The sequence below is a fragment of the Kitasatospora sp. NPDC057015 genome, from assembly GCF_042673745.1.
GTDB lineage: Bacteria > Actinomycetota > Actinomycetes > Streptomycetales > Streptomycetaceae > Kitasatospora.
This window is the reverse complement of the sequence record NZ_JBHUSG010000030.1, coordinates 38,389-58,158: the sequence shown is the minus strand read 5'-3', so window position 1 is coordinate 58,158 and position 19,770 is coordinate 38,389. Positions and strand designations below refer to the sequence as shown.

The following is a 19,770-nucleotide window of genomic DNA, read 5'->3' as shown; positions in this document are numbered from 1 at the left end:
GTGGTGGGTGGGGTGGCGGGTCAGTGCTGGAGGACCATGGCCGCGAAGGTGGCGCCGCGTCCGGCGCCCGCGGCGGCCATCACGTAGGGCTCGCCCGGCCGGAGCAGCCCCCGCTCCCGCGCGGTGCGGTGGTTGACGAGGTTGTCCGCGCAGAAGACGTGACCCGAGGTCGCCACGTTGTCGAGCACGACCCGCTCGCGGGGGTAGCCGAGGGTGCGGCAGACCTGGTGCCAGGCCACGTTGTTGACGTTGTGGGGCAGGATCACCCCGATCTCCTCCATGGCCAGGCCGGCCCGTCCGACGGCGGCGAGGATCGCCTCGGCCAGCGCGTCGGCGTAGATCCGCTGGAACTCCAGGGCCCGCTCCGGCTCGTCGCTGTCGAACTCGCCCCTGAGGTCGGCCGCGTAGGACAGCACCCGGTCGCGGTCCCCGGTGGGGCTGACCAGGCAGGCCGACGCGCCCTCGCCGAAGAAGGAGGTGTCGGGGACCATCCCGGCCTCGGGCGTGAAGGCCTTCTCCCCGGCCAGGACCAGTGCGAGGCCTGCGGGATCGCCGTCGGCGGCGAGCAGCCGGCCCGCCGCGTCGATCGCCAGCAGGCCCGAGGCGCAGGCGTGGTGGCCGACCGCGAACACCGTCGCCCGGTCCAGGCCCAGCTCCCGGCAGAGCTCCCGGACGGGGTTGTGCGGGTACGGCACCACGGTCGGGAAGGTGCGGGCGTGCAGCACGTAGCGGACCCGGTGCTCCCGGCCGCGTAGGGCGTCCAGGCCGGCGACCGCGCCGCGCAGCAGGTCGAGCAGGCTGCCGTCCGGATCGCGGCCGACCTCGCCGAGCTTGTGGTAGCGACGGAAGATCTTGACCTGCATCGGGTCCAGCCCGAACTCCTCGCCGAGCTGCTCGATCGGCACCCGGTCGGGTGGCAGGTAGTCGGCCACCGCCAGCAGCGCGGTCACCGGGGCTGCTCCGCGTCCTGAACCGGCTGCTGCCCCGTCGGCGCGGCGGCGACCAGCGGCCCGGTGCGCGTGCCCGGGTCGAGGGCCGCCTCGACCGCGAGCGCCTCCACGCCGAGGGCGAGTGCCTCGGCGTCGTCGGAGGAGAAGTAGCGGGTGTTCGTCTGGATCTCCATCAACAGCGCGTCGGGGAGGTCGTCGAAGGCCACGTAGAACGCGTCGACCTGCTCGTCGCTTTCGTGAATCCACCGGAACCCGCTGTCCTCCCGCGCCTTCCGCAACTGTCGGGCCAGCTCCTCGGGGTCCGACGCGGTGCCGTCCTCCCGCGGCCGGTTGGCCGTGCGGTCGTTGAGGAAGACCTGCACGTCGACCCGCTCGCCCCGCTCCGCGGAGACCCTGGCGATCAGTTCGTTCAGCTTCTCCGGGTGGAAGTAGGCGTGCTTGTAGGTGGCCAGTGCGCCGCGCCGGGTCAGCTCGACCACCTCGTCGACGGTGCCGTCCCCGATGTCCAGCACCGAGATGCCGGCCTGGGCGACCATGCACACCACGTCGCTCAGGTCGGACCGGAAGCGGTTGTTGACGACGGGCCGGACCACCACCGGGCCGGTGACGACGATCCGCCGCAGCGCGATCGCGTACAGGGCCTGCAGGACGATCTGGGTGTCGGTACCGGTCCGCTCGACGATCAGCGGCACCGCCAGCCGCAGGGCCCGGGACTCGAACAGGCCGACCCGGTGCCGGGGGTTGCCCTGCTCCACCGACGGCGGGAACCGGCGGGCCGGGATCGTCCTGAGGGCCCGCTCCCAGTGGCGCAGAGCCTTGTCGTTCTGCCGTTGCCCGGCCGGCGAGCGCTGCCAGCCGGCCTGCTCCAGCGGCTGCAGGCCGGTGACCGGCGCGGTCGACCGCTCCTGCACCTCGCGAAGCATGATCGCCCCGCCGATGGCATCGGTGACCAGGTGGCTCATGATGCTGATCAGATGGGTGGCGTGGCCGTCCCGCACCACCACGGCCATCCGCACCGGCCATTCGGTGGCGTACGCGAAGTCGACGGACCGGTAACGCTGTTCGACCGCGTTCGCCACCTCGTCGGGGTCGGCGTCCCCGGCGTCGTAGACCTCCAGCGTCGTGCTGCCGGAGCCGAAGAGCTCCTGGGTGGGCCAGCCCGCCGCGTCGAACCTGAGCAGGGTCCGCATCGAGGGGAACCGGCTCATCAGGTAGCGCAGTTCCTCGGCCACGTCGGCGACGGCCGTCCCGGCGGGCAGGGCCATCCGGCCGCCGATGGGCAGCGAGCTCCGCTGGTCCACGATCGCGTGCCAGATCTCCCACATCCCCCAGGACATCTCGTCGACGCCGGCGCCGTCCCCGGTGAAGTCGACGGTCACTCGCTCGGCCGGCTCCTGCGCCGCCACCTGCTGCTCGCCGCCCATTCAGGCCACCGCCGTCTCGGCGCGGTGACGCTGGCGCATCAGGAACTTGCGCACCTTGCCGGTCGGTCCCACGATCAGTTCCTCCTCGGAGATGGCCACCACCCTGCGCAGGGTGGCCGCGGCGGCGTCGGTCAGCGCGGCGCGGACCGCCGGCGTACGGTCGGTGTCGGGGTCGGCGCCGGCGCGCAGGGCGAGCAGGACGTCGGTGACGACCCGGCCGTCGACCTCCAGCGACACCACCGTGCAGTCGTGCACGTCGGGGCAGTTCGCGAGGACGCGCTCCTCGCTCATCGCCGTGTAGAGCCATTCGCCGCCGCCCAGGTCCACGGCGTCGACGGCCCGGTCGACGTGGAAGTAGTAGCCCTCCTCGTCCCGGTACATCAGGTCGCCGGTGAGGTAGTAGCCGTTCAGGCGGTTGCGGTAGGTGGCGCCCGAGTCGTTCCAGTAGCCGGGGGCCAGCGTCGGCGCCCGCAGACCGAAGTGGCCGACCGTGCCGACCGGGACCTCGCGGCCGGTGGCGAGGTCCAGCAGCGCCACCTCGGCGAAGCCGTGCGGCACGCCGACGCAGCGCCCGTAGCGCTCGGTGCCGGTGCTGTGGGTGATGTGGAACGCGGAGTGGCCCATCTCGGTGGAGCCCAGGCCGTCGACGAAGCTGGATCCGGGGACGCGCCGGACGCCCTCGCGGGTGACCGTCTCCCGGGAGCCGGCCGCGACCAGGTGGCGGATGTGCGGCTCGTGCGCGCAGTCGCCGGTGTTGAACCACAGGGCCACCGAGTCCAGGTCGCGGCTGCCCAGGTCGTGGCGGGCCATTTGGGCCCAGGTGGCCGCGAAGCCGAAGACCCCGGTGGGCCGCCAGCGCTCGATGGCGTCCACCACCGCAGCGCCGTCGTTCTGGGTGGACAGGAACAGCAGCTCACTGCGGTTGCACAGGGCCAGGTTGAGCGCCGAGATGCCGGCGGCGTGGGCGGCCGGCAGCGCGCTGAGGATCCGGGCCGCGCCCCGGGCCCGCGGGGCGGCCAGCCGGAACAGCCGGGTGGCGGCGAACAGGCTGGCGTTGGAGTGCACCACGGCGGTGGGCATCCGGGTGGTGCCCGAGGAGTGGGTGATGGCGATCGGGTCGTCGTCGTGGTGCCGGTACGGCGCGGGGGCCAGCGTCGGGTCCCCGGTGCCGGTCTCGGCGGCGTCGCCGTGGACGCGCACCCCGAGGTCCTCGCCGGCCAGCCGGGCCCGGTGCTCCGGGTCGGTGAGCAGGGCGACGCCGCGCAGTCGCCGGATGTACTCGGCGGCGATGTCGCCGGGGATGTACTGGTTCATCAGCGCGGGGATCGCGCCCAGCCAGGTGAGCGCCAGGAAGTTCAGCAGGCAGTCCGCCGAGCCGGACACGTAGACGGCGACCGGGTCGCGCGGGCCGACGCCCTGCCCGTGCCACCAGGCGGCCCGGGCCGCCACCCGCTCGCGGAGCAGACCGAGGGTCAGCTCCTGCCCGGCCGGGTACCCGTCGACCGGGACGTCGAAGGCGGCGCCCGGCCCGTCCGGGTCGGCGCCGTGCTCGAACAGCTTGTGCAGCACGTTTCCCGCGCCGAGGCCGGGGTCGGCGGCCAGCCGCGCCCTGATGTTGGTGCCCGTCACTCTGCTGTCGTTTCCCGTCACTCTGCGCTCCTTGGGGGGTTTCCGTGCGGGTGTCCGGCCGGCCGCCCGCGCCGCCGTGGGTGTCCGGTCATCCGGCGCCGACCGCCTTCTCGACCGCCGCCCTGAGTTGGGCCCGGGTCGGCTGGCAGGCCAGGTCGAGCGCCCGGGCGAAGGGCAGCACGGCGCCGTCCGGCCGGGTGACCCGGCGCGGTGGCGCGACCAGCCGCATCTCCTCGGCCGCGGTGGCGACGATCTCGGCGCCGATGCCGCAGCTCCGGTTGGAGTCGTCGACGACGACCAGCCGCCCGGTCCGCTCCAGCGACGCGGCCAGCCCGGACCAGTCGAAGGGGAACAGCGAGCGCGGGTCGAAGACCTCGACCGAGATCGAGCCGGCCAGTTCCTCGGCCACCGCCAGGGCGTCGTGGACCAGGTGGCCCACCGCCACCACGGTGACGTCGGTGCCGGCGCGGTGGATCCGGCCGACCCCCAGCGGCACCGGCGCGAGGTCGGCGAGGTCCACGTCCTCGCGGACCCCGAGGGCGCCGGAGGGGGCGAAGACCACGACCGGGTCGTCGTCCCTGATCGCCGTCGCCAGCAGCCCGTAGGCGTCGGACGGGGTGGCCGGCACCACCGTCTTCACCCCGACGTGGGCGAACAGGCTGTACGGGTGGTCGGAGTGCTGGCCGGCCCAGCTCTCCCGGGATCCCGAGCCCGGCAGCAGGTAGGTGACCGGCACCCGGGTCTGGCCGCCGGTCATCAGCGAGAACTTGTGCGCCTGGTTGGCGATCTGCTCGAAGACCAGGAACAGCAGCGCCGGGATCTGGAACTCGATCAGCGGTCGCAGCCCGGCCATCGCGGCGCCGGTGGCGAAACCGGTGAACGCCTGCTCGGAGATGGGCGTGTCCAGTACCCGGTCCGGTCCGAAGCGCTTCAGCAGCCCGGCGGTGGTGTGGGTGACGGCGACGCCGACGTCCTCGCCGAACACGCAGACCGCCTCGTCGCGGTCCATCTCGTCGCCGATCGCGCGGTTCAGCGCCTTGAGGTAGGAGACGTTGGGCATCAGAGCGCCCCCGCCCTGGCGCGCATGCCGGTGGCGTAGAGGTGGTCCAGCGCGGTCGCCGGGTCGGGGTGCGGGCCCGCGCAGGCGAACTCCACCGCCCGGTCGAGCAGCTCCCCGAGCTCCGCGTCGATCGCGGCGCGGGTGGCGGCGGGGATCCGGGCGCCCTGGATCTCCAGTGGGTCCCGGGCCCGGCCGGCGGCCACCTCCGCGTCGGTCCGGTAGCGGGGCCGTGCGGTGTGCTCCCAGGTGTGGTGGGCGTCGAAGCGGTAGGTGACGCACTCCAGCAGGCTCGGCCCCCGGCCGGCCCGGGCCCGGGCGACCGCCTCGGCGGTGGCGTCGAGGACGGCCTGCGGGTCGGACCCGTCCACGGTGCGGGCCGGGATGCCGAAGGCGGCGGCCCGGCCGGTGATGCTGCCGGCCACCGTGTCCGCGGTGCGCATGGAGGTCGCGAAGCCGTTGTTCTCGCAGACCAGCACGACCGGCACCCGCCACAGCGCGGCCAGGTTGAAGGCCTCCAGCACCACGCCCTGGCTGACCGCGCCGTCCCCGAAGTAGGTCACCGCGACCCGGTCGGAGCCCGCCCGGCGCAGGGCCCAGGCGGCGCCCGCGGCGATCGGCACGGCCGCGCCGACGATGGCGTTCGCCCCGAGCACGCCCACGCCGAAGTCGGCCGCGTGCATCGAGCCGCCGCGCCCCTGGTTCAGCCCGGTGGTGCGGCCCGCCAGCTCGGCCATCATCCGGGCCGGGTCGGCGCCCTTGGCCAGTACGTGGCCGTGGCCCCGGTGGGTGCTGGTGATCACGTCGTCGGGTCGCAGCGCCGCGCAGGTGCCCGCGGCGATCGCCTCCTGGCCGGTGTAGGGGTGGATGCCGCCGAGCACCACCTTGGCCCTGACCAGCTCGATCGCCCGCTGTTCGAAGCCGCGGATCAGCGCGACCGTCCGGTACAGCGCGGCCGAGTGGTCCGGCGCGGTCGTCCCGTCGAGGGGGGCCGTCCCGTCCGGGGCCGTCCGGTCCTGGGTGGGCGGCTCCTGGACGGGCGGGGTCCGGGTGGCCGGGTTCTCCGCCGGCTCAGCCATGGCCGGCCGCGCCCTCGGCCCGCCAGAGCACCGGGCAGAACGCCGGGTCCGCGTAGTCGGGGCGGCCGTCCGGCAGCCGCCGGACCAGCACGTCGTGGTTGTAGGCCGCGGTGCTGCCGTCGCTGAGCGCGAAGTCGCGGTACTCGTTGGCGCCGTCCTGCAGGTGGAAGGAGATCGCGCGGCGCGGGCGGTCGCTGCGGTTGGCGCCGCTGCCGTGGTAGGTCCGGCAGTGGTGGAAGCTCAGGTGGCCCTTGGGGATGACCAGCGGCACCTTGCGGATCTCGGCGCCGTTGTAGGCGGCGTTCTCGGCGAGCACCCGCTCCAGGTCGTCCCGGTCGCGGTCGGCGAAGTGCCTGGTCATCGAGTCCTGGCGACCGGTCTCCCGCCACAGGTGACTGCCGTCCACGACGGTGAGCGTGCCCATCTCCTCGTCGCAGTCGTGGAACGGGACGAACGCGGTCAGCATCCGCTCGGAGGTCGAGGTGGACCAGTAGTGCTTGTCGAAGTGCCAGGGCACGATGTTGCTGGGCTCGCCGGCGAGGGCCGGCTTGAGGATCAGCGTCGACTGGAACACCCGGATCTCGTCCGCCCCGGCCAGCAGCGCGGCCACCGCCCCGACCAGCGGCTTGCAGAGCACCCGGGCGATCGGGTCGCTCTCGTAGTGGACGTAGTCGTTGTGGCGCTGCACGGGCCCGTCCGAGGGCTGCCAGGCGGCCAGCCTGGGCGGGCGGACCGGCAGGGTGCGGCTGCGGTCGCCGGCGTAGTAGCCCTCGGCGGCGGCGGCCAGCCCGTCCACCTCCTCGTCGGTGAACAGCTTCTTCGTCAGGTACCAGCCGTGCTCGGCGTAGAAGGCGACGTCGTCGGCATCCGGCAGCAGTGCCAGTTCCTCGTCGGTCAGGTCGAACCGCAGGGTGGGGGTGGCGGTCATCGGTGGCCCGCCTCGGTGGTGTGGGGGATCTGGACGGACGGCCGCACGGTGGCGAGCTCCCTTTCCTTGGCCTCGTAGAGGGCGGGTATGTTGCTGGTGCCGAAGGTGCGGGCGCCGTGACGCTCGATCAGCTCCCAGAAGAAGGTGCGCCGCACGTGCATCGAGGTGGCGAAGATCTGGTACATCTGGCCCCAGTGGTCCCGGTCCACCAGGATTCCGCGCCCGCGCAGCCGGTCCACCGGGAGGTCGACCGGCCCCAACCGGCCGTCCAGCGAGCTGTAGTAGCCGTCCGGGGTGAGCGCGAAGCCGACGCCCCGCTCGCCCAGCGTGTCGACGGCGGTGACGATGTCGACGCTGTTCAGGGCCAGGTGCTGCACCCCGGGGCCGCCGTGCCAGGCGAGGAAGTCGTCGATCTGGCCCGGGGAGCGGCTCAGGTCCGGCTGGATCAGGGTGAGCGTGATGCCGCCGCCGGGGCTCTGCACCACCTGGGAGAACATGCCCTGCTTGCCGACCTCGATGTACTCCTCGAAGATCACCTCGAAGCCGAAGGCCTTGCGGTAGTACTCCGTGGTGGCGTCGAGCTGTCCGTCCGCCACGCAGACCGCCGCGTGGTCGATGCTCTGCAGCAGCTCCGGCGAGTCCGGCGGGGGCACGTCCAGCATCTCGATCGCGCCGGGCAGGAACTCCCCGTCCGGGCCGTGCCGTTCGACCAGCCGGTGCACCACGTCGCCGAAGCCGGAGACGGTGGCGGTGACCACCGAGGCGCCCCGGCCGGCGTACGTCCGGGGGGCCTCGACCGCGGTCGCGCCGCCGGCCACCGTCCCGGCGTAGGCGGCTGCGGCGTCCCGGGTGCCGAAGGCGATCACGGCGACGCCGTCGCCGTGCCGGGCCACGTACTGCGACGCCGGGTGGTCCGGTGCCAGGCCCGTGGTCAGCAGCACCCGGCAGTCTCCCTGGCCCAGCAGCAGGCTGCGCTGCCCGGGCAGGCCGGTCTCGGGACCGCCCTGCCCGTGGAGGCGGAAGCCGAAGCCGGAGCAGAGGACGAACGCCGCCTGGCGCGCGTCACCCACGTAGAACTCGACATGATCGACGCCGAGGAAGTCCATTTGCGGTAGCCGTTCCTTCTCTGTTCGCTCGGTGCCGTTGGGGGCCTGTGCCGGGGCCGCTGGCCCGGGGGCGAACCCGGGGGTGTCCCCTGGGCAGCGGCCCGGGGCCCGGGCTAGACGGTTCGGGCCAGCCGAGTGCTCGGCAGGCCGTAGACCAGGCTGATGTTGTGCCCGCCGAACCCGAACGAGTTCGACATGACGTGGGTGATCCCCGGTGCCGGCCGCGGGCCCTTGCGGACGTGGTCCAGCTCGCAGGCCGGGTCGGGGTCGTCCAGGTTGTGGGTGGGCGGCAGCAGTCCGCGCCGCAGCGCCAGGACGGAGACCGCCGACTCGACCACCCCGGAGGCGCCGAGCAGGTGGCCGGTGACGGCCTTGGTCGCGCTGACCGGCGGGGAGTGCTCGCCGAAGACCTTGCGGATCGCGACCGCCTCGGCCGTGTCGCCCAGCCGGGTGCTGGTGCCGTGCGCGTTGACGTAGCCGACGTCCCGCGGTTCGATCCCGGCGCTGCGCAGGGCCTGCCGCATGCAGGCGGCGGCGCCCTCGCCGTCGGGGTGCGGGGTGGTCGGGTGGTGGGCGTCGTTGGTCGCGCCCCAGCCGAGCACGTCGGCGTACCCGGCCGCGCCGCGCGCGTCCGCGTGCTCGGCGCGCTCCAGCACCAGCACACCGGCGCCCTCGCCCATCACCAGACCGTTCCTGCGGCGGTCGAAGGGCCGGCTGGCGCCGGTCGGATCGTCGCTCCAACCACGGGCCAGGGCACGGGCGTTGCCGAAGGTGTCGGCCAGGGTGGGGAACAGCGGCGCCTCGCTGCAGCCGACCACCACCACGTCGGCCTCGTCCGCGCGCAGCAGCCGCAGCCCCTCCCCGACGGACTGCGCCCCGGCCGCGCAGGCGGTGCTGATGGCGGAGCTGTAGCCGCGGATGCCGTGCCGGATGGCGACCCGGGCCGCGCTCATGTTGGGCAGCATCGCGGGCAGCAGGTAGGGGCTGACGCCCAGTCGGCCGCGCGCGGCGCGGACCAGCACCTGGGCCTCCAGGGTGGCCAGTCCGCCGTTCCCGGACAGGATCACGCCGATCCGGTACGGGTCGACGTCGCGGCCCACCTCGATCCCGGCGTCGGCCAGGGCGTCCGCCGCGGCCTTCATCGCCAGCACGATGTAGCGGTCCACCAGCCGGGTCTCGGGGGCGGGCAGCACCGACGCGGGGTCGATCGGCGGGGCGAACCCGGCCACCTCCAGCGATCCGGCCAGCGGCCCTTCGGCATCCGGTCGGGCCAGCCCGGACCGGCCCTCGCACATCGCCGCCATGACCTCGTCGGCGCTGGAGCCCGCCGGGGTGACCAGGCCCATCCCGCTGACGACGACGTGCGCTCGTCCGGCGGTGCGGTGGCGCGCTTCGCTCACGGCTGTTCTCCCTCGTGGTCCTGCGGTTCTCGGCTGTGCTGCGGTTCTCGACCGTGCGGTTCTCGGCCGTGCGTTTCTCGACTGCGCGGTCGGTCCGGGCTGAGCCGGGGTTCTGGACCGTTCCGCGGTTCCGGGCCGGGCTGCGTGTCCGGGCCGAGCGGGCCGGGGTGCGGATCGTGCTGCGGGCCGGGGCCGAGCAGGACGGCAGCGGCGCTGTCGAGTCCGTCGGGGCCGTACGCCTGGTCGACGCGGATCAGCAGGGCCTCGTCGGCGTCCCCGTCGGCGAGCAGCAGGGACGTGACGGCCAGCCCGGCGGCGGTGTCGCCGACGCACACCACCGGGCCGGTGAGCCGCCACTGCGCGGCCAGGTGCCCGGCCACGGCGTTGGGGACGGCCTGGAAGAACAGCAACGGACCGAGCCGGTGGCCGCCGTCGACTGCCTCGGCGACGTGCACCGCGCCGGCGAGGTCGCCGAGCGGGCTCACCACCACCACGGCGGTGACCGGCCGTTCGGCGCCGGCCGGGGGGCTTTCGGCCCGGGCCGGGCCGGGCCGGCGCAGCAGGCAGCGTCGGCCCGTCTCGGCGACGATCGGGCTGAACGAGGACACCACGAACCCGGCGATCGCCGGTGCGCTCCCGTCCTCGGCGGACTCCGGCCACGCCGCCGAGGCCAGCACCCGCAGGCCCGTCCCGGAGGCCGCCGCCGACAACTCAGCCGCCGGGGCGGCCGGCGTCGGGGCGGGGACGTGGGGAGGGGCGTCGGCAGGTACGGGGCCGGGGACGGCGGCGGGCGTGCCCGTGCGGTCGGGGCCGGAGACGTCCGGCACGGTGGCGGTCCGGTTCACGGCGTACCCACCAGGAGTGCGGTGTTCGCTCCGCCGAACGCCGAGGTGAGGCTCAGCGCGTGGTCGGAGCCGGTGTCCACCGCCCGGTCGAGGACGAGGTTCAGCGGGCAGCTCTCGTCCGGGCCCAGGTAGCCCGCGTTCACCGGCAGCCTCCCGGCCCGCAGCGCCGCGATGGTGACGACCAGTTCGAGCAGGGCGCCGGCCTCCAGCGCCTGGCCGTGCACCGACTTGGTGGAGCTCACCGGCACCCGTGAGGCGTGGTCGCCGAGTGCCCGGTGCAGCGCGGCGGCCTCGGCGGTGTCGCTGATCGGGGTGCCCGAGCCGTGGGCGTTCACGTAGCCGACCCGCTCCGGGCCGACCCCGCCCCGGTGCAGGGCGTCGACGACGGCCCGGGCCAGCCCGGCGCCGTCCGGCCGTGGTTTGCAGACGTGGTACGCGTCGCCGGCCCGGCCCCAGCCGGCCAGCACCGCGAGCGGCCGGGCCCGGCGGGCCCGGGCCGCCGAGGCGGCCTCGACCACCACGGCGACCACGCCGTCGCCGAGCAGCAGCCCGGTGCGGCCGGAGCTGAACGGGCGGATCCGTCCGTCGCGGGCCAGTGCCCGGCCGGCGTCGAAGACGGCGAACTGGTCGGCCTCGACCAGGTAGCCGGCCGCCACCACGATCCGGTCCGCCTGCCCGTGGGCGACGGCCGCGGCGGCGTCGGCGACGGCGGTGCTCGACGCCACGCAGGCGGAGGTGTAGGCGCGGGAGGCGCCGGACAGTCCGGCGCGCCGGGCGACTGCCGCCGCGAACGCGTCCGCGCCGTGCGCGGGGCGCTGCGCCACGGGCACCCGGGCGAGCTCCGGGTCGCCGTGCACGGCGAGGTGCAGCGGGCAGTCGGCGCGCCGGGCGGTGGAGAGCCCGGCTTCGTCGCAGGCCTCACCGACGGCCCGGTGCAGCTCGTCGACCAGCACCGGCGCACCGGGGTGGGTGGCTGCCCGGTCGACCCGCCGGCCGGTCACGTCGAAGCGCCGCACCGGCGCGAACGCCGGTGCGCCGTCGAGGGCCGCGGCCAGCAGCGGCCGGACGCCCCGGCCGAGGGCGCTGAGCACGGCGGCCCCGGTGACGACCACGGAGCGGGGGCCGCGCCTGGCCGCCGAGACGCTCTCGGTCACCCTCGCTCACCTCGTTCCTGTCGCCGCGTTCGCTCGCGCGGCCGTAGTCGGATCACTGGTTCTGCCCTGCCGGTGTCCCGGAGCGGGTCCGGGTTCGCCGCCCTGTTCGCGTGCCGGTTCACGTTCCGGAGCGCGAACCGGGCCGCGCCCCGGAGCGTGCGGGTCAGGCACGGTCGGGCCGGAGCTCGCCGAGGCCGCCGAGCACCTCGACCACGGCGGACACCGTGGTCATCCGGGCCAGGGTGTCGTCGTCCAGGTGGCGGTCGTAGCGCTGTTCGATCTGGTGGACCAGCCAGGCCAGTTCCATCGAGTCGATGCCCTCGGGCACCTCCTGCGGCGTGCGGTCGCCGAAGCCGGCGAGCATCGCGACGACCTCGTCCCGCCCGAGTGCGGCCGACATCCTCAGAGGCCCGCGGCGGGCGCGGACTGGATCCGGGCCGCCACGGCCGCACCGAACTCGCCGACCGTCATGGTGCCGAGCAGTTCGGCCTCGTCGTCGTCGAACCTGACGCCGAACCGCTCCTCGACCCGGACGCCGAGCTCGGCGAGGGAGAGCGATTCCAGGTCGGCGCCGGCCGGGCCGAGCAGCGTGTCGTCGTCGACGCCGGTGATGTCGTAGTTCATCGCGCTCAGCGAGGAGAGCACGAACGCGCGGATCTCCTCGGTGGACATCGCCTCAGTGGACATCGCTGGTACTTCCTTTTCGGGTGGACGGTGATTCCTGGACGGGGGGTCACTGCGGGGTGCGGCCGGCGTCGCTCAGGGCGGTCCGGTCGCGGACGAGCTTTCCGGTGGCGGTGCGCGGCAGCCGGTCGACCACGTGGATCAGGCGGGGCCGCTTGTAGGCCGCCAGCCGTTCGGCGAGCTGCGCCTCGATCCGCGCCTCGATCCGGGCCGTGGTGTCGCCGGCCCGGTGCGGTACGACGTACGCCTCGATCGAGGTCCCGAAGACGACCACCGCGGCGGCCACCTCGGGCAGGGCGGCGAGGGTGTGCTCGACCTCGGTGAGGTCGACCTTCAGGCCGCCGATCGACACCTGCGAGTCCAGCCGGCCCAGCACCCGGATGCGTCCGGTGCGGGGGTCGACCGTGCCGCCGTCCTTGGTGCGCAGCCAGCCGTCGGCCCAGCGCGTCGGGCCGGTGGGTGTCGGGCCGCCGTCGGTCGGATCGCCGTCGGTCGGATCGGTGCGCGCCGGGTCGGTGCCGGTCGGCCCCCCGGTGCCGGTGGGCTCGGGGTCGAGGTAGGGCGACTGCTCCCGGGCGATCAGCAGTTCGCCGTCGGCCACGCGCAGGGTGAGGCCGGGCGCCGGGGTCAGTTCGGGCCGGTGGGCGCCGAACAGGTCGGTGGCGATGACGCCGACCTCGGTCATCCCGTACATGCTGCCGAGGCGGACGCCGTAGCGGTCCACGAAGGCGTCGTGCACCTGGGCGCGGACCAGCTCGCCGCCGGTGGTCATGCCGGTGAGCTGGGGCAGCCGGGGCGGGTCGGTCACCCAGCTGAGCAGTTCGATGTGGAACGGCACGCCGAGCAGGGTGGTCGGCTCCGGGCCGGCCGCGACCGTGGCGAGGATGCCCTCCGCCGTCGGCCGCTGCGGGAGCGCGAGCCGTACCCCGGCGTGCAGGCAGTGCAGCAGGCCGCCGACGAGCCCCAGTACGTGCACCATCGAGGCCAGCGAGACGATCCGCTCGCCGGCCCGGGGCACCCCGTCGATCCGGGCGTACCGGTCGAGTTCGGCGACCAGGTCGGCCGCGGTACGGCCGATGATCTTCGAGGGGCCGGTCGAGCCGGAGCTGAGTTGGACGACCGCGTGCGAGGTCCGGGCCGGCCGGCCCGGGCGTGCGGTGACGGTCTCCCGCTGCTCGTAGTAGCCGCGGGCCGGGCCGCTGCCGACCGGCTGTGCGGCCGTCACCACCACTTCGGGTGCCAGCCGGGCCAGTGCCCGGTCGGTCTCGAAGGGGGTGAGCCGGTGGTCGAGCAGTGCGGCCTGGGCCCCGATCCGCCAGGCCGCCAGCAGGTTGGCGACCAGGGCGAGCGAGGGGGCCAGGTGGAGGGCGACCGAGCCGCCCCGGCGCAGGCCGGCCTCGGAGAGCGCGGTCTGCCTGGCTTTGACGAGACGGCGCAGTCGGTCCCTGTCGACCGGTTCGTCGAAGAACAGGCAGGGCTCGGTTCCGGGACCTTGTAAGAGGACCTCGTCGACCCAGGAGGGGTCGAGTGCGAGGGCTCCTAAGCCTCCCGGCGGAGTTGTGGCAGCAGCCTTCATGGAGAACCAGAACCTCTTTCAGGTACATGACCAAAGGAGCTGACAGAATTCCCACGCCGAACTTTCAACTCTGAATTGCCTGATGTCAAGTCCTGTAACTTGCAAGGTATTTCACGGCATGCTGGCTTCAAGTTGTGATGGCAAGACGGGTTTGTTTGGCGCATTGACGAGAGAGCGCTCCCCCGCTAGTGTGGCCGCCGGTTGGCCAACTGCCGTGATCCGGCGCGGTTTTGCCAGTCCCTAACTACCCGTCAGTAACCTGCGCCGCCCGGTCGGGCGGTTCAATCTTTTTTGGCAAGGCTGCAAGGTGGCCGGCCTTTTCGCGCACTTTCGGGCGGCGGGTTCTGCGGGCGCGACCGGCATTGGACCAGTCCAATCCTGCGGTGTGGATTTCCTTTCCGCCGCCTTGTTCAGCCGCCTTGTTGTACGCATTCATGCCAACTTTTCGAGGATCGGCATCACGTGGAACCAGCCATCGACTCCGGCCTGAACTCGGCCGTGGAGCGTTACTACGACATCACCCTCGATCTGTACGAGGACCTGTGGGGCGAGCACGTCCACCACGGCTTCTGGGATCCGGGAGAGGTCCCCGGCCTGAACGGCGCGGACCGGCACGCGGCCACCGACCGGCTGGTCCACGAGCTGGTCGACTACACCGGCCTGCCCGCCGGATCGCGCGTGCTCGACGTCGGCTGCGGCATCGGCGGGCCGGCCCTGCACCTCGCCGGGGCGCTGGGCTGCACCGTCGAGGGAATCACCCTCAGCGCGGCGCAGGCCGCCAGGGCCAACGAGAAGGCGCAGGCCGCCGGCGTCGCCGAGCGGGCCCGCTTCCACCAGCTGGACGCGCTCGCCAACGGCTACCCGGACGAGTCCTTCGGCGTGGTCTGGGCCCTGGAGAGCCTGATGCACATCGCCGACCGGGAGGCCTTCTTCGCCGAGGCGATGCGACTGCTCACCCCGGGCGGCACGCTCGCCGTCGCCACCTGGTCGGTGCGCGACGGCGAACTGGACGACGACGAGCGCGAGCTCGTCCGGCAGATCCTGGTGCACCAGGTGATGCCCGACTTCTCCTCGCTGGAGGAGCACGAGCGGCTGGCCCGCGCGGCCGGCTTCACCGACGTCGCCACGGTGGACTGGAGCGGCGCCGTCGCCAACTCCTGGGACCCGGGCTTCGCACAGATCCAGCAGTTCGAGCGGGGCCGGACGGTGATGCGCGACCTGGCCCGCGAGCGCGGCGTGGACGTCCTCGGCTTCTTCCACGCGGGGCCGCTGATGAAGAAGGGCTTCGACACCGGCGTCATCACCTACGGCGCACTGCGTGCCGTCAAGCCGTCGCAGGACTCCCCGCAGGCGCCGCAGCCCGGCCCGGTGTCATGAGCGCGAGCCCGGCCGAGCAGGGGCTCCTCCGCCGGATCGCCGAGCTCCTGCGAGAGGTCGTCGGCGAGGACCGGGCCTGGCTGGACGCCGTCGGACCGGACACCCGGATCGACGGCGAGTTACTGCTGGAGAGCCACGAGCTGGCCGCCTGGAACCTGGCGCTGCGCCGCGAGTACGGGGACGGCGTCGACCTGGTGGCGCACGTGGCCGGGCTCGACATCGACCAGATCATCGCGCTGACCGTCGCGGACGTGGCGGCCCACGTGGCCGCCCGGCGCAGCGACGGTCCGGCCGTCGGGGCCACCGGGCCGGTCGCGCCGAGTACGCCGGGTCCGGCCACCGGGCCGGTCGCGCCGGGCGAGTCCGGTACGCCCGTCATGCTTGCCGCGGACGGTTCCTGATGGGGCGCTACCTCTTCGTCTCGCTGCCGCTGACCGGCCACGTCAACCCGCTGGCCGCCGTGTCGGGGGAGCTGGTCGCACGCGGGCACGAGGTGCTCTGGGCCGGCTCCGAGGCGTTCCTGCGGCCGCTGCTCGGCCCGGACGCGGCGATCGCCCCGATCCCGCTGCGGGCCCACCGCGGCCAGGCCGACCGGGGGATGGCCGCCGCCAAGTCGCGCTGGGACGGCTACATCGTCCCGCACGCGCGGAGCACGCTCCCCGGCATCGAACGGGCGGTGGCGGCCTTCCGCCCCGACGTCCTCGCGGTGGACCAGCACGCGGTAGCCGGCGCGCTCGCCGCCCACCGGGCCGGACTGCCCTGGGCCTCGATGGCGCCGACCACCATGGAACTCACCCGCCCCTACCGCGCCCTGCCCCGGGTGGAGGCGTGGCTCCAGCAGCGGATGGCGGCGATGTGGACGGCGGCCGGGCTGCCCGGCGAGCCGCCGCACGACCTGCGCTTCTCACCGCACCTGCTGGTCGGGTTCACCGGCGAGGCCCTGACCGGCCCGCTGGAGTGGCTCGCCAACGCCGCCCTGGTCGGCCCCGCACTGGCGCCGAGGGCCCCGGACACCGCCTTCCCCTGGGACTGGCTCGATCCCGGCCGACGCCACGTGCTGGTCACCGTGGGCACCCTGTCGCTCGACCTCGCCCAGGAGTTCCACGCCCGGGTGGTGGAGGCGCTGCGCCCGCTCGGTGACAGCGTGCAGGCCGTCATCGCGGCGCCGGACGGCACGGTGGCGGACCCGCCCGCGAACGTGCTGGTCCGCCCCCGGGTGCCGGTGCTGGAACTGATGCCCCGGCTGGACGCGGTGGTCTCGCACGGCGGGCTGAACACCGTCTGCGAGGCGCTGGCCCACGGGGTGCCGCTGGTGGTCGCCCCGATCAAGGGGGACCAGCCGATCAACGCCGCGCAGGTCGCGGCGGCCGGCGCCGGCCTCCGGGTCCGGTTCGCGAGCGTCCGGCCGACCCCGTTGCGCGAGGCCCTGCTGGCCGTGCTCGACGACCCGTCCTACCGCGCCGCGGCACGCGCGGTGGCGGCCTCCTTCGCCGCCGCCGGGGGCGCACCGGCCGCCGCGGCCGCCCTGGAGACCCTGCTCTCCGGGCCCGCCCCGATCAGCAACACCACCCGGACCACCGAAAGAATGGGAAGCGCACCGACGTGAAGACGCTCCGCGACACCTGGCTGGTGTTCCAGCGGCACCTGCTGCTGATGGTGAGGTCCCCGGCCTCGATCGTGCTGGGGGTGGCCCAACCGGTCGTCTACCTGGCCCTGTTCGCACCGCTGCTCAAGCCCGCGCTGGCCTCCATGGGCGCCGGCTCGATGACCGACGCCTACCGGATCTACGTACCCGGCATGCTGGTCGCCCTGGCGCTCGGCGGCGGCCTGTACGTCGGTTTCGGCCTGCTCGCCGAGCTGAGCTCGGGCGTCATCGAGCGGGCCAGGGTCACGCCGGTGAGCCGGGTGGCGCTGCTGCTCGGCCGGGCCCTGCGGGACGTGGTGACGCTGGTGATCCAGGCGGGCATCATCATCGTGCTGTCGATGCCGCTCGGACTCTTCGTACGGATCCAGGACCTGCTGCTCGCCTACGTGCTGCTGGCCCTGATCACCCTGAGCAGCGCCTCGATCTCGTACGGCATCGCGCTCAGGGTGAGCGACCCGAACGTGCTCGGCCAGCTGGTCAACAACCTGGCGCAGCCGCTGATGCTGCTGTCGGGCACCCTGCTGCCGCTCGCGCTGGCACCGCTCTGGCTGCGCCGGGCCTCCGACTGGAACCCGTTCAGCTGGGCCGTCGTCGGCATGCGCGCGCTGTTCGCCGGCCACCCGGGAGCCCCCGCGGTCTGGCAGAGCATCCTGCTGCTGGCCGCCGTGGCGGCGGCGGCGCTGACCTGGTCGGCCCGGCTGTTCGCCCGCTCCGTCCGTTGACGCCCGTACCCGTACCCATGCCCGTACTCGTACCGGTCGCGACGCCTCCTCCACCCACCCCCGCCGCCGTACGCGTGCGCACCCCCGCGCCCGTACCCGCACTGATCCCCGCCACCTGACAAGGACCCTGATGATCGAGACCAGCGGACTGCGGAAGTCCTTCCAGACCGGGCGCCGCCGGAAGTCCGCCACCGTGGACGCCGTCGCGGGTCTGGACCTCAGCGTGGCCGAGGGCGAGATCTACGGATTCCTCGGCCCCAACGGCGCCGGCAAGACCACCACGCTGCGGATGCTCGCCACGCTGCTGCGGCCGGACGGCGGCGAGGCCGTCATCGCCGGCGCCGACCTGCGCACCCAGCAGGCCGAGGTCCGCCGGAGCATCGGCTACATCGCCCAGGGCGGCGGCACCTGGGACGACGTGACGGCCCGTGAGGAACTGGTGATGCAGGCGCGGATGCACGGCATCGGCAAGGCCGAGGCGCAGAGCCGGGCGGTGGCCGCCCTGGACGCCTTCGACCTCACCGAGTACGCCGACCGCAACTGCCGCACCTACTCCGGCGGACAGCGCCGCCGGGTGGACATCGCCCTCGGTGTGATCCACCGGCCCCGGGTGCTCTTCCTCGACGAGCCCACCTCGGGCCTGGACCCGCAGAGCCGCGCGCACATGTGGGAGGAGATCCGCCGGCTGCGCAGCGACGGCATGACCGTCTTCCTCACCACGCACTACCTGGACGAGGCCGACGCGCTCTGCGACCGGATCGGCATCATCGACGGCGGCGGCATCGTCGCCGAGGGCACCCCGGCCGCGCTCAAGCGCTCGATCGCGGGCGAGGTGGTCACCGTCGGCGTGGCCGAGGCCGAGACCGCGCAGAAGGCGTCCGAGGTACTGGCCGGGCAGGAGTGCGTGCGCTCGGCCGAGGTGCGCGAGGACGGCGCGCTGCGCCTGTCGGTGGACGTCGGCGAGACGGCGATGCCGCAGATCATGCGGGCGCTGGCGGACGCCGGGATCGAGCTGGCCACCATCGAGCTGCACCGCCCGACCCTGGACGACGTGTTCCTCACCAAGACCGGCCGCTCCCTGCGGGAGTCCTGACCATGACGCGCGGTGCGACGAAGGAGGAGGACCAGATGGACCGGAGCGGTTCCGGCGAAGGCGGTTCGGGCGGGGCCGCCCCGGGCGGGGGCCCGAGCGGGAGCGGTCCGGACGAGGGCCGCAGGGTGCGCCGGGCGGTGGTCACCGGCGGCGCGGGCTTCGTCGGCTCGCACCTGTGCGACCGGCTGCGGGACGAGGGCACCGCGGTGGTCTGCGTCGACAACCTGCTGACCGGCTCGGTCGACAACCTGGCCGCCCGGGCCGACGACCCGGGGTTCGTCCTGGACCTCAGCGACGTCTCGGAGGAGTTCGACGTCGAGGGGCCGGTCGACCTGGTGCTCCACCTCGCCTCGCCGGCCTCGCCGCACGACTACGCGAGGCACCCGATCGAGACGCTCAGGGCCGGCGCGCACGGCACCCTGAACGCCCTGGAGCTGGCGCGCAGGAAGGACGCCCGGTTCCTGCTGGCCTCCACCTCCGAGGTCTACGGCGACCCGCTGATCCACCCCCAGATCGAGTCCTACTGGGGCAACGTCAACCCGGTCGGCCCGCGCAGCCAGTACGACGAGGCCAAGCGCTACGCCGAGGCGCTGACCACGGCCTACCGCACCGCCCTGGGCGTGGACACGGTGATCGTCCGGCTCTTCAACACCTACGGTCCGCGGATGCGGCCCACCGACGGGCGGGCGGTGCCGACCTTCATCACCCAGGCCCTGGCCGGGCAGCCGCTCACGGTGGCCGGCGACGGCGGGCAGACCAGGTCGATCTGCTACGTGGACGACACGGTGAGCGGCATCCTGGCCGCCGCCGCCAGCGGGCACCAGGGGCCGATCAACATCGGGAACCCGGTCGAGCTCAGCGTCCTGGAGCTGGCGGAGCACATCCGCGAGCTGTGCGGCTCGGCCTCGCCGGTCGAGTTCGTCGAGCGGCCCGGCGACGACCCGACCCTGCGCCGACCCGACATCGCCCTGGCCCGGGCGGCGCTCGGATGGCAGCCGGTCGTCGACTTCGACAAGGGCCTGGCGATGACGATCGGCTGGTTCGCCGGCCTCGCCCCCGGCGGTCGCTGACCGGCCCCCTCCCGGGCAGGAGGGGGTGCCC

Annotated in this window: 20 protein-coding genes; 6 read left to right on the top strand and 14 right to left on the bottom strand. The window is 74.0% G+C overall.

Features of this window, described 5'->3' with window-relative positions; all coding sequences use genetic code 11:
- Window positions 1-20: 20 nt before the first annotated feature.
- From ACFTWP_RS25250 to ACFTWP_RS25185, 14 genes are all read right to left on the bottom strand, one after another.
- Window positions 21-950: a 3-oxoacyl-[acyl-carrier-protein] synthase III C-terminal domain-containing protein gene (locus ACFTWP_RS25250; RefSeq protein WP_380267044.1), complete on the bottom strand. Its 930-nt coding sequence runs from the start codon at window positions 948-950 to the stop codon at window positions 21-23.
- Window positions 947-2,374: a condensation domain-containing protein gene (locus ACFTWP_RS25245; protein ID WP_380267043.1), complete on the bottom strand. Its 1,428-nt coding sequence runs from the start codon at window positions 2,372-2,374 to the stop codon at window positions 947-949. The genes ACFTWP_RS25250 and ACFTWP_RS25245 overlap by 4 nt, the downstream gene beginning before the upstream one ends.
- The gene (locus ACFTWP_RS25240) at window positions 2,375-4,024 is read right to left on the bottom strand and encodes a class I adenylate-forming enzyme family protein (RefSeq protein WP_380267042.1); all 1,650 of its coding nucleotides are present in this window, start codon (window positions 4,022-4,024) and stop codon (window positions 2,375-2,377) included. It abuts the gene before it with no gap.
- Window positions 4,025-4,091: 67 nt separating this feature from the next.
- Window positions 4,092-5,063, bottom strand: coding sequence for an alpha-ketoacid dehydrogenase subunit beta (locus ACFTWP_RS25235; protein WP_380267041.1), 972 nt, complete (start codon window positions 5,061-5,063; stop codon window positions 4,092-4,094).
- Window positions 5,063-6,139 (bottom strand): thiamine pyrophosphate-dependent dehydrogenase E1 component subunit alpha, encoded by a 1,077-nt coding sequence (locus ACFTWP_RS25230; protein ID WP_380267040.1) that lies wholly within the window; start codon window positions 6,137-6,139, stop codon window positions 5,063-5,065. Before ACFTWP_RS25230 ends, ACFTWP_RS25235 begins: the two co-directional genes overlap by 1 nt.
- On the bottom strand, window positions 6,132-7,067 hold the full coding sequence (locus ACFTWP_RS25225) for a phytanoyl-CoA dioxygenase family protein (RefSeq protein WP_380267039.1): 936 nt from the start codon (window positions 7,065-7,067) through the stop codon (window positions 6,132-6,134). Before ACFTWP_RS25225 ends, ACFTWP_RS25230 begins: the two co-directional genes overlap by 8 nt.
- Complete coding sequence (gene hppD / locus ACFTWP_RS25220; protein WP_380267038.1) at window positions 7,064-8,173, bottom strand: 4-hydroxyphenylpyruvate dioxygenase; 1,110 nt, start codon at window positions 8,171-8,173, stop codon at window positions 7,064-7,066. The genes ACFTWP_RS25225 and hppD overlap by 4 nt, the downstream gene beginning before the upstream one ends.
- Window positions 8,174-8,286: 113 nt before the next feature.
- On the bottom strand, window positions 8,287-9,573 hold the full coding sequence (locus ACFTWP_RS25215) for a beta-ketoacyl-[acyl-carrier-protein] synthase family protein (RefSeq protein ID WP_380267036.1): 1,287 nt from the start codon (window positions 9,571-9,573) through the stop codon (window positions 8,287-8,289).
- Entirely contained in the window at window positions 9,570-10,418 is an 849-nt protein-coding gene (locus ACFTWP_RS25210) for a hypothetical protein (protein WP_380267035.1), read from the bottom strand. The genes ACFTWP_RS25215 and ACFTWP_RS25210 overlap by 4 nt, the downstream gene beginning before the upstream one ends.
- Entirely contained in the window at window positions 10,415-11,572 is a 1,158-nt protein-coding gene (locus ACFTWP_RS25205; RefSeq protein ID WP_380267034.1) for a beta-ketoacyl synthase N-terminal-like domain-containing protein, read from the bottom strand. The genes ACFTWP_RS25210 and ACFTWP_RS25205 overlap by 4 nt, the downstream gene beginning before the upstream one ends.
- A 163-nt stretch (window positions 11,573-11,735) precedes the next feature.
- Window positions 11,736-11,972 carry a phosphopantetheine-binding protein gene (locus ACFTWP_RS25200; RefSeq protein ID WP_380267032.1) on the bottom strand — a complete coding sequence of 79 codons (237 nt, stop codon included), beginning with the start codon at window positions 11,970-11,972 and terminating at the stop codon, window positions 11,736-11,738.
- Window positions 11,973-11,974: 2 nt separating this feature from the next.
- The gene (locus ACFTWP_RS25195) at window positions 11,975-12,259 is read right to left on the bottom strand and encodes an acyl carrier protein (protein WP_380267031.1); all 285 of its coding nucleotides are present in this window, start codon (window positions 12,257-12,259) and stop codon (window positions 11,975-11,977) included.
- A gap of 46 nt (window positions 12,260-12,305) precedes the next feature.
- Window positions 12,306-13,832, bottom strand: coding sequence for a class I adenylate-forming enzyme family protein (locus tag ACFTWP_RS25190; protein WP_380267030.1), 1,527 nt, complete (start codon window positions 13,830-13,832; stop codon window positions 12,306-12,308).
- Between the two features lie 244 nt (window positions 13,833-14,076).
- The gene (locus ACFTWP_RS25185; protein ID WP_380267029.1) at window positions 14,077-14,268 is read right to left on the bottom strand and encodes a hypothetical protein; all 192 of its coding nucleotides are present in this window, start codon (window positions 14,266-14,268) and stop codon (window positions 14,077-14,079) included.
- A gap of 26 nt (window positions 14,269-14,294) precedes the next feature.
- Between ACFTWP_RS25185 and ACFTWP_RS25180 the strand changes: the two genes are divergently transcribed.
- The 6 genes from ACFTWP_RS25180 to ACFTWP_RS25155 all read left to right on the top strand — a co-directional run bounded on the left by ACFTWP_RS25180 (window position 14,295) and on the right by ACFTWP_RS25155 (window position 19,739).
- The gene (locus tag ACFTWP_RS25180) at window positions 14,295-15,209 is read left to right on the top strand and encodes a methyltransferase domain-containing protein (protein ID WP_380267028.1); all 915 of its coding nucleotides are present in this window, start codon (window positions 14,295-14,297) and stop codon (window positions 15,207-15,209) included.
- Entirely contained in the window at window positions 15,206-15,610 is a 405-nt protein-coding gene (locus ACFTWP_RS25175) for an acyl carrier protein (RefSeq protein ID WP_380267026.1), read from the top strand. The genes ACFTWP_RS25180 and ACFTWP_RS25175 overlap by 4 nt, the downstream gene beginning before the upstream one ends.
- The gene (locus tag ACFTWP_RS25170) at window positions 15,610-16,815 is read left to right on the top strand and encodes a glycosyltransferase (protein ID WP_380267025.1); all 1,206 of its coding nucleotides are present in this window, start codon (window positions 15,610-15,612) and stop codon (window positions 16,813-16,815) included. The genes ACFTWP_RS25175 and ACFTWP_RS25170 overlap by 1 nt, the downstream gene beginning before the upstream one ends.
- Complete coding sequence (locus ACFTWP_RS25165) at window positions 16,812-17,576, top strand: ABC transporter permease (protein ID WP_380267024.1); 765 nt, start codon at window positions 16,812-16,814, stop codon at window positions 17,574-17,576. The genes ACFTWP_RS25170 and ACFTWP_RS25165 overlap by 4 nt, the downstream gene beginning before the upstream one ends.
- Before the next feature lie 130 nt (window positions 17,577-17,706).
- On the top strand, window positions 17,707-18,669 hold the full coding sequence (locus tag ACFTWP_RS25160; protein WP_380267023.1) for an ATP-binding cassette domain-containing protein: 963 nt from the start codon (window positions 17,707-17,709) through the stop codon (window positions 18,667-18,669).
- A 35-nt stretch (window positions 18,670-18,704) separates the two neighbouring features.
- On the top strand, window positions 18,705-19,739 hold the full coding sequence (locus ACFTWP_RS25155; protein ID WP_380267087.1) for an NAD-dependent epimerase/dehydratase family protein: 1,035 nt from the start codon (window positions 18,705-18,707) through the stop codon (window positions 19,737-19,739).
- Window positions 19,740-19,770 lie beyond the last annotated feature (31 nt).

Bases quoted from the DNA above. Each gene is read 5' to 3' on its own strand.
- ACFTWP_RS25245 (WP_380267043.1), bottom strand. From the start codon at position 2,374: ATGGGCGGCGAGCAGCAGGTGGCGGCGCAGGAGCCGGCCGAGCGAGTG.
- ACFTWP_RS25235 (WP_380267041.1), bottom strand. From the start codon at position 5,063: ATGCCCAACGTCTCCTACCTCAAGGCGCTGAACCGCGCGATCGGCGAC.
- ACFTWP_RS25230 (WP_380267040.1), bottom strand. From the start codon at position 6,139: ATGGCTGAGCCGGCGGAGAACCCGGCCACCCGGACCCCGCCCGTCCAG.
- ACFTWP_RS25225 (WP_380267039.1), bottom strand. From the start codon at position 7,067: ATGACCGCCACCCCCACCCTGCGGTTCGACCTGACCGACGAGGAACTG.
- hppD (WP_380267038.1), bottom strand. From the start codon at position 8,173: ATGGACTTCCTCGGCGTCGATCATGTCGAGTTCTACGTGGGTGACGCG.
- ACFTWP_RS25200 (WP_380267032.1), bottom strand. From the start codon at position 11,972: ATGTCGGCCGCACTCGGGCGGGACGAGGTCGTCGCGATGCTCGCCGGC.
- ACFTWP_RS25195 (WP_380267031.1), bottom strand. From the start codon at position 12,259: ATGTCCACTGAGGCGATGTCCACCGAGGAGATCCGCGCGTTCGTGCTC.
- ACFTWP_RS25190 (WP_380267030.1), bottom strand. From the start codon at position 13,832: ATGAAGGCTGCTGCCACAACTCCGCCGGGAGGCTTAGGAGCCCTCGCA.
- ACFTWP_RS25185 (WP_380267029.1), bottom strand. From the start codon at position 14,268: ATGAATGCGTACAACAAGGCGGCTGAACAAGGCGGCGGAAAGGAAATC.
- ACFTWP_RS25175 (WP_380267026.1), top strand. From the start codon at position 15,206: ATGAGCGCGAGCCCGGCCGAGCAGGGGCTCCTCCGCCGGATCGCCGAG.
- ACFTWP_RS25170 (WP_380267025.1), top strand. From the start codon at position 15,610: ATGGGGCGCTACCTCTTCGTCTCGCTGCCGCTGACCGGCCACGTCAAC.
- ACFTWP_RS25160 (WP_380267023.1), top strand. From the start codon at position 17,707: ATGATCGAGACCAGCGGACTGCGGAAGTCCTTCCAGACCGGGCGCCGC.
- ACFTWP_RS25155 (WP_380267087.1), top strand. From the start codon at position 18,705: ATGGACCGGAGCGGTTCCGGCGAAGGCGGTTCGGGCGGGGCCGCCCCG.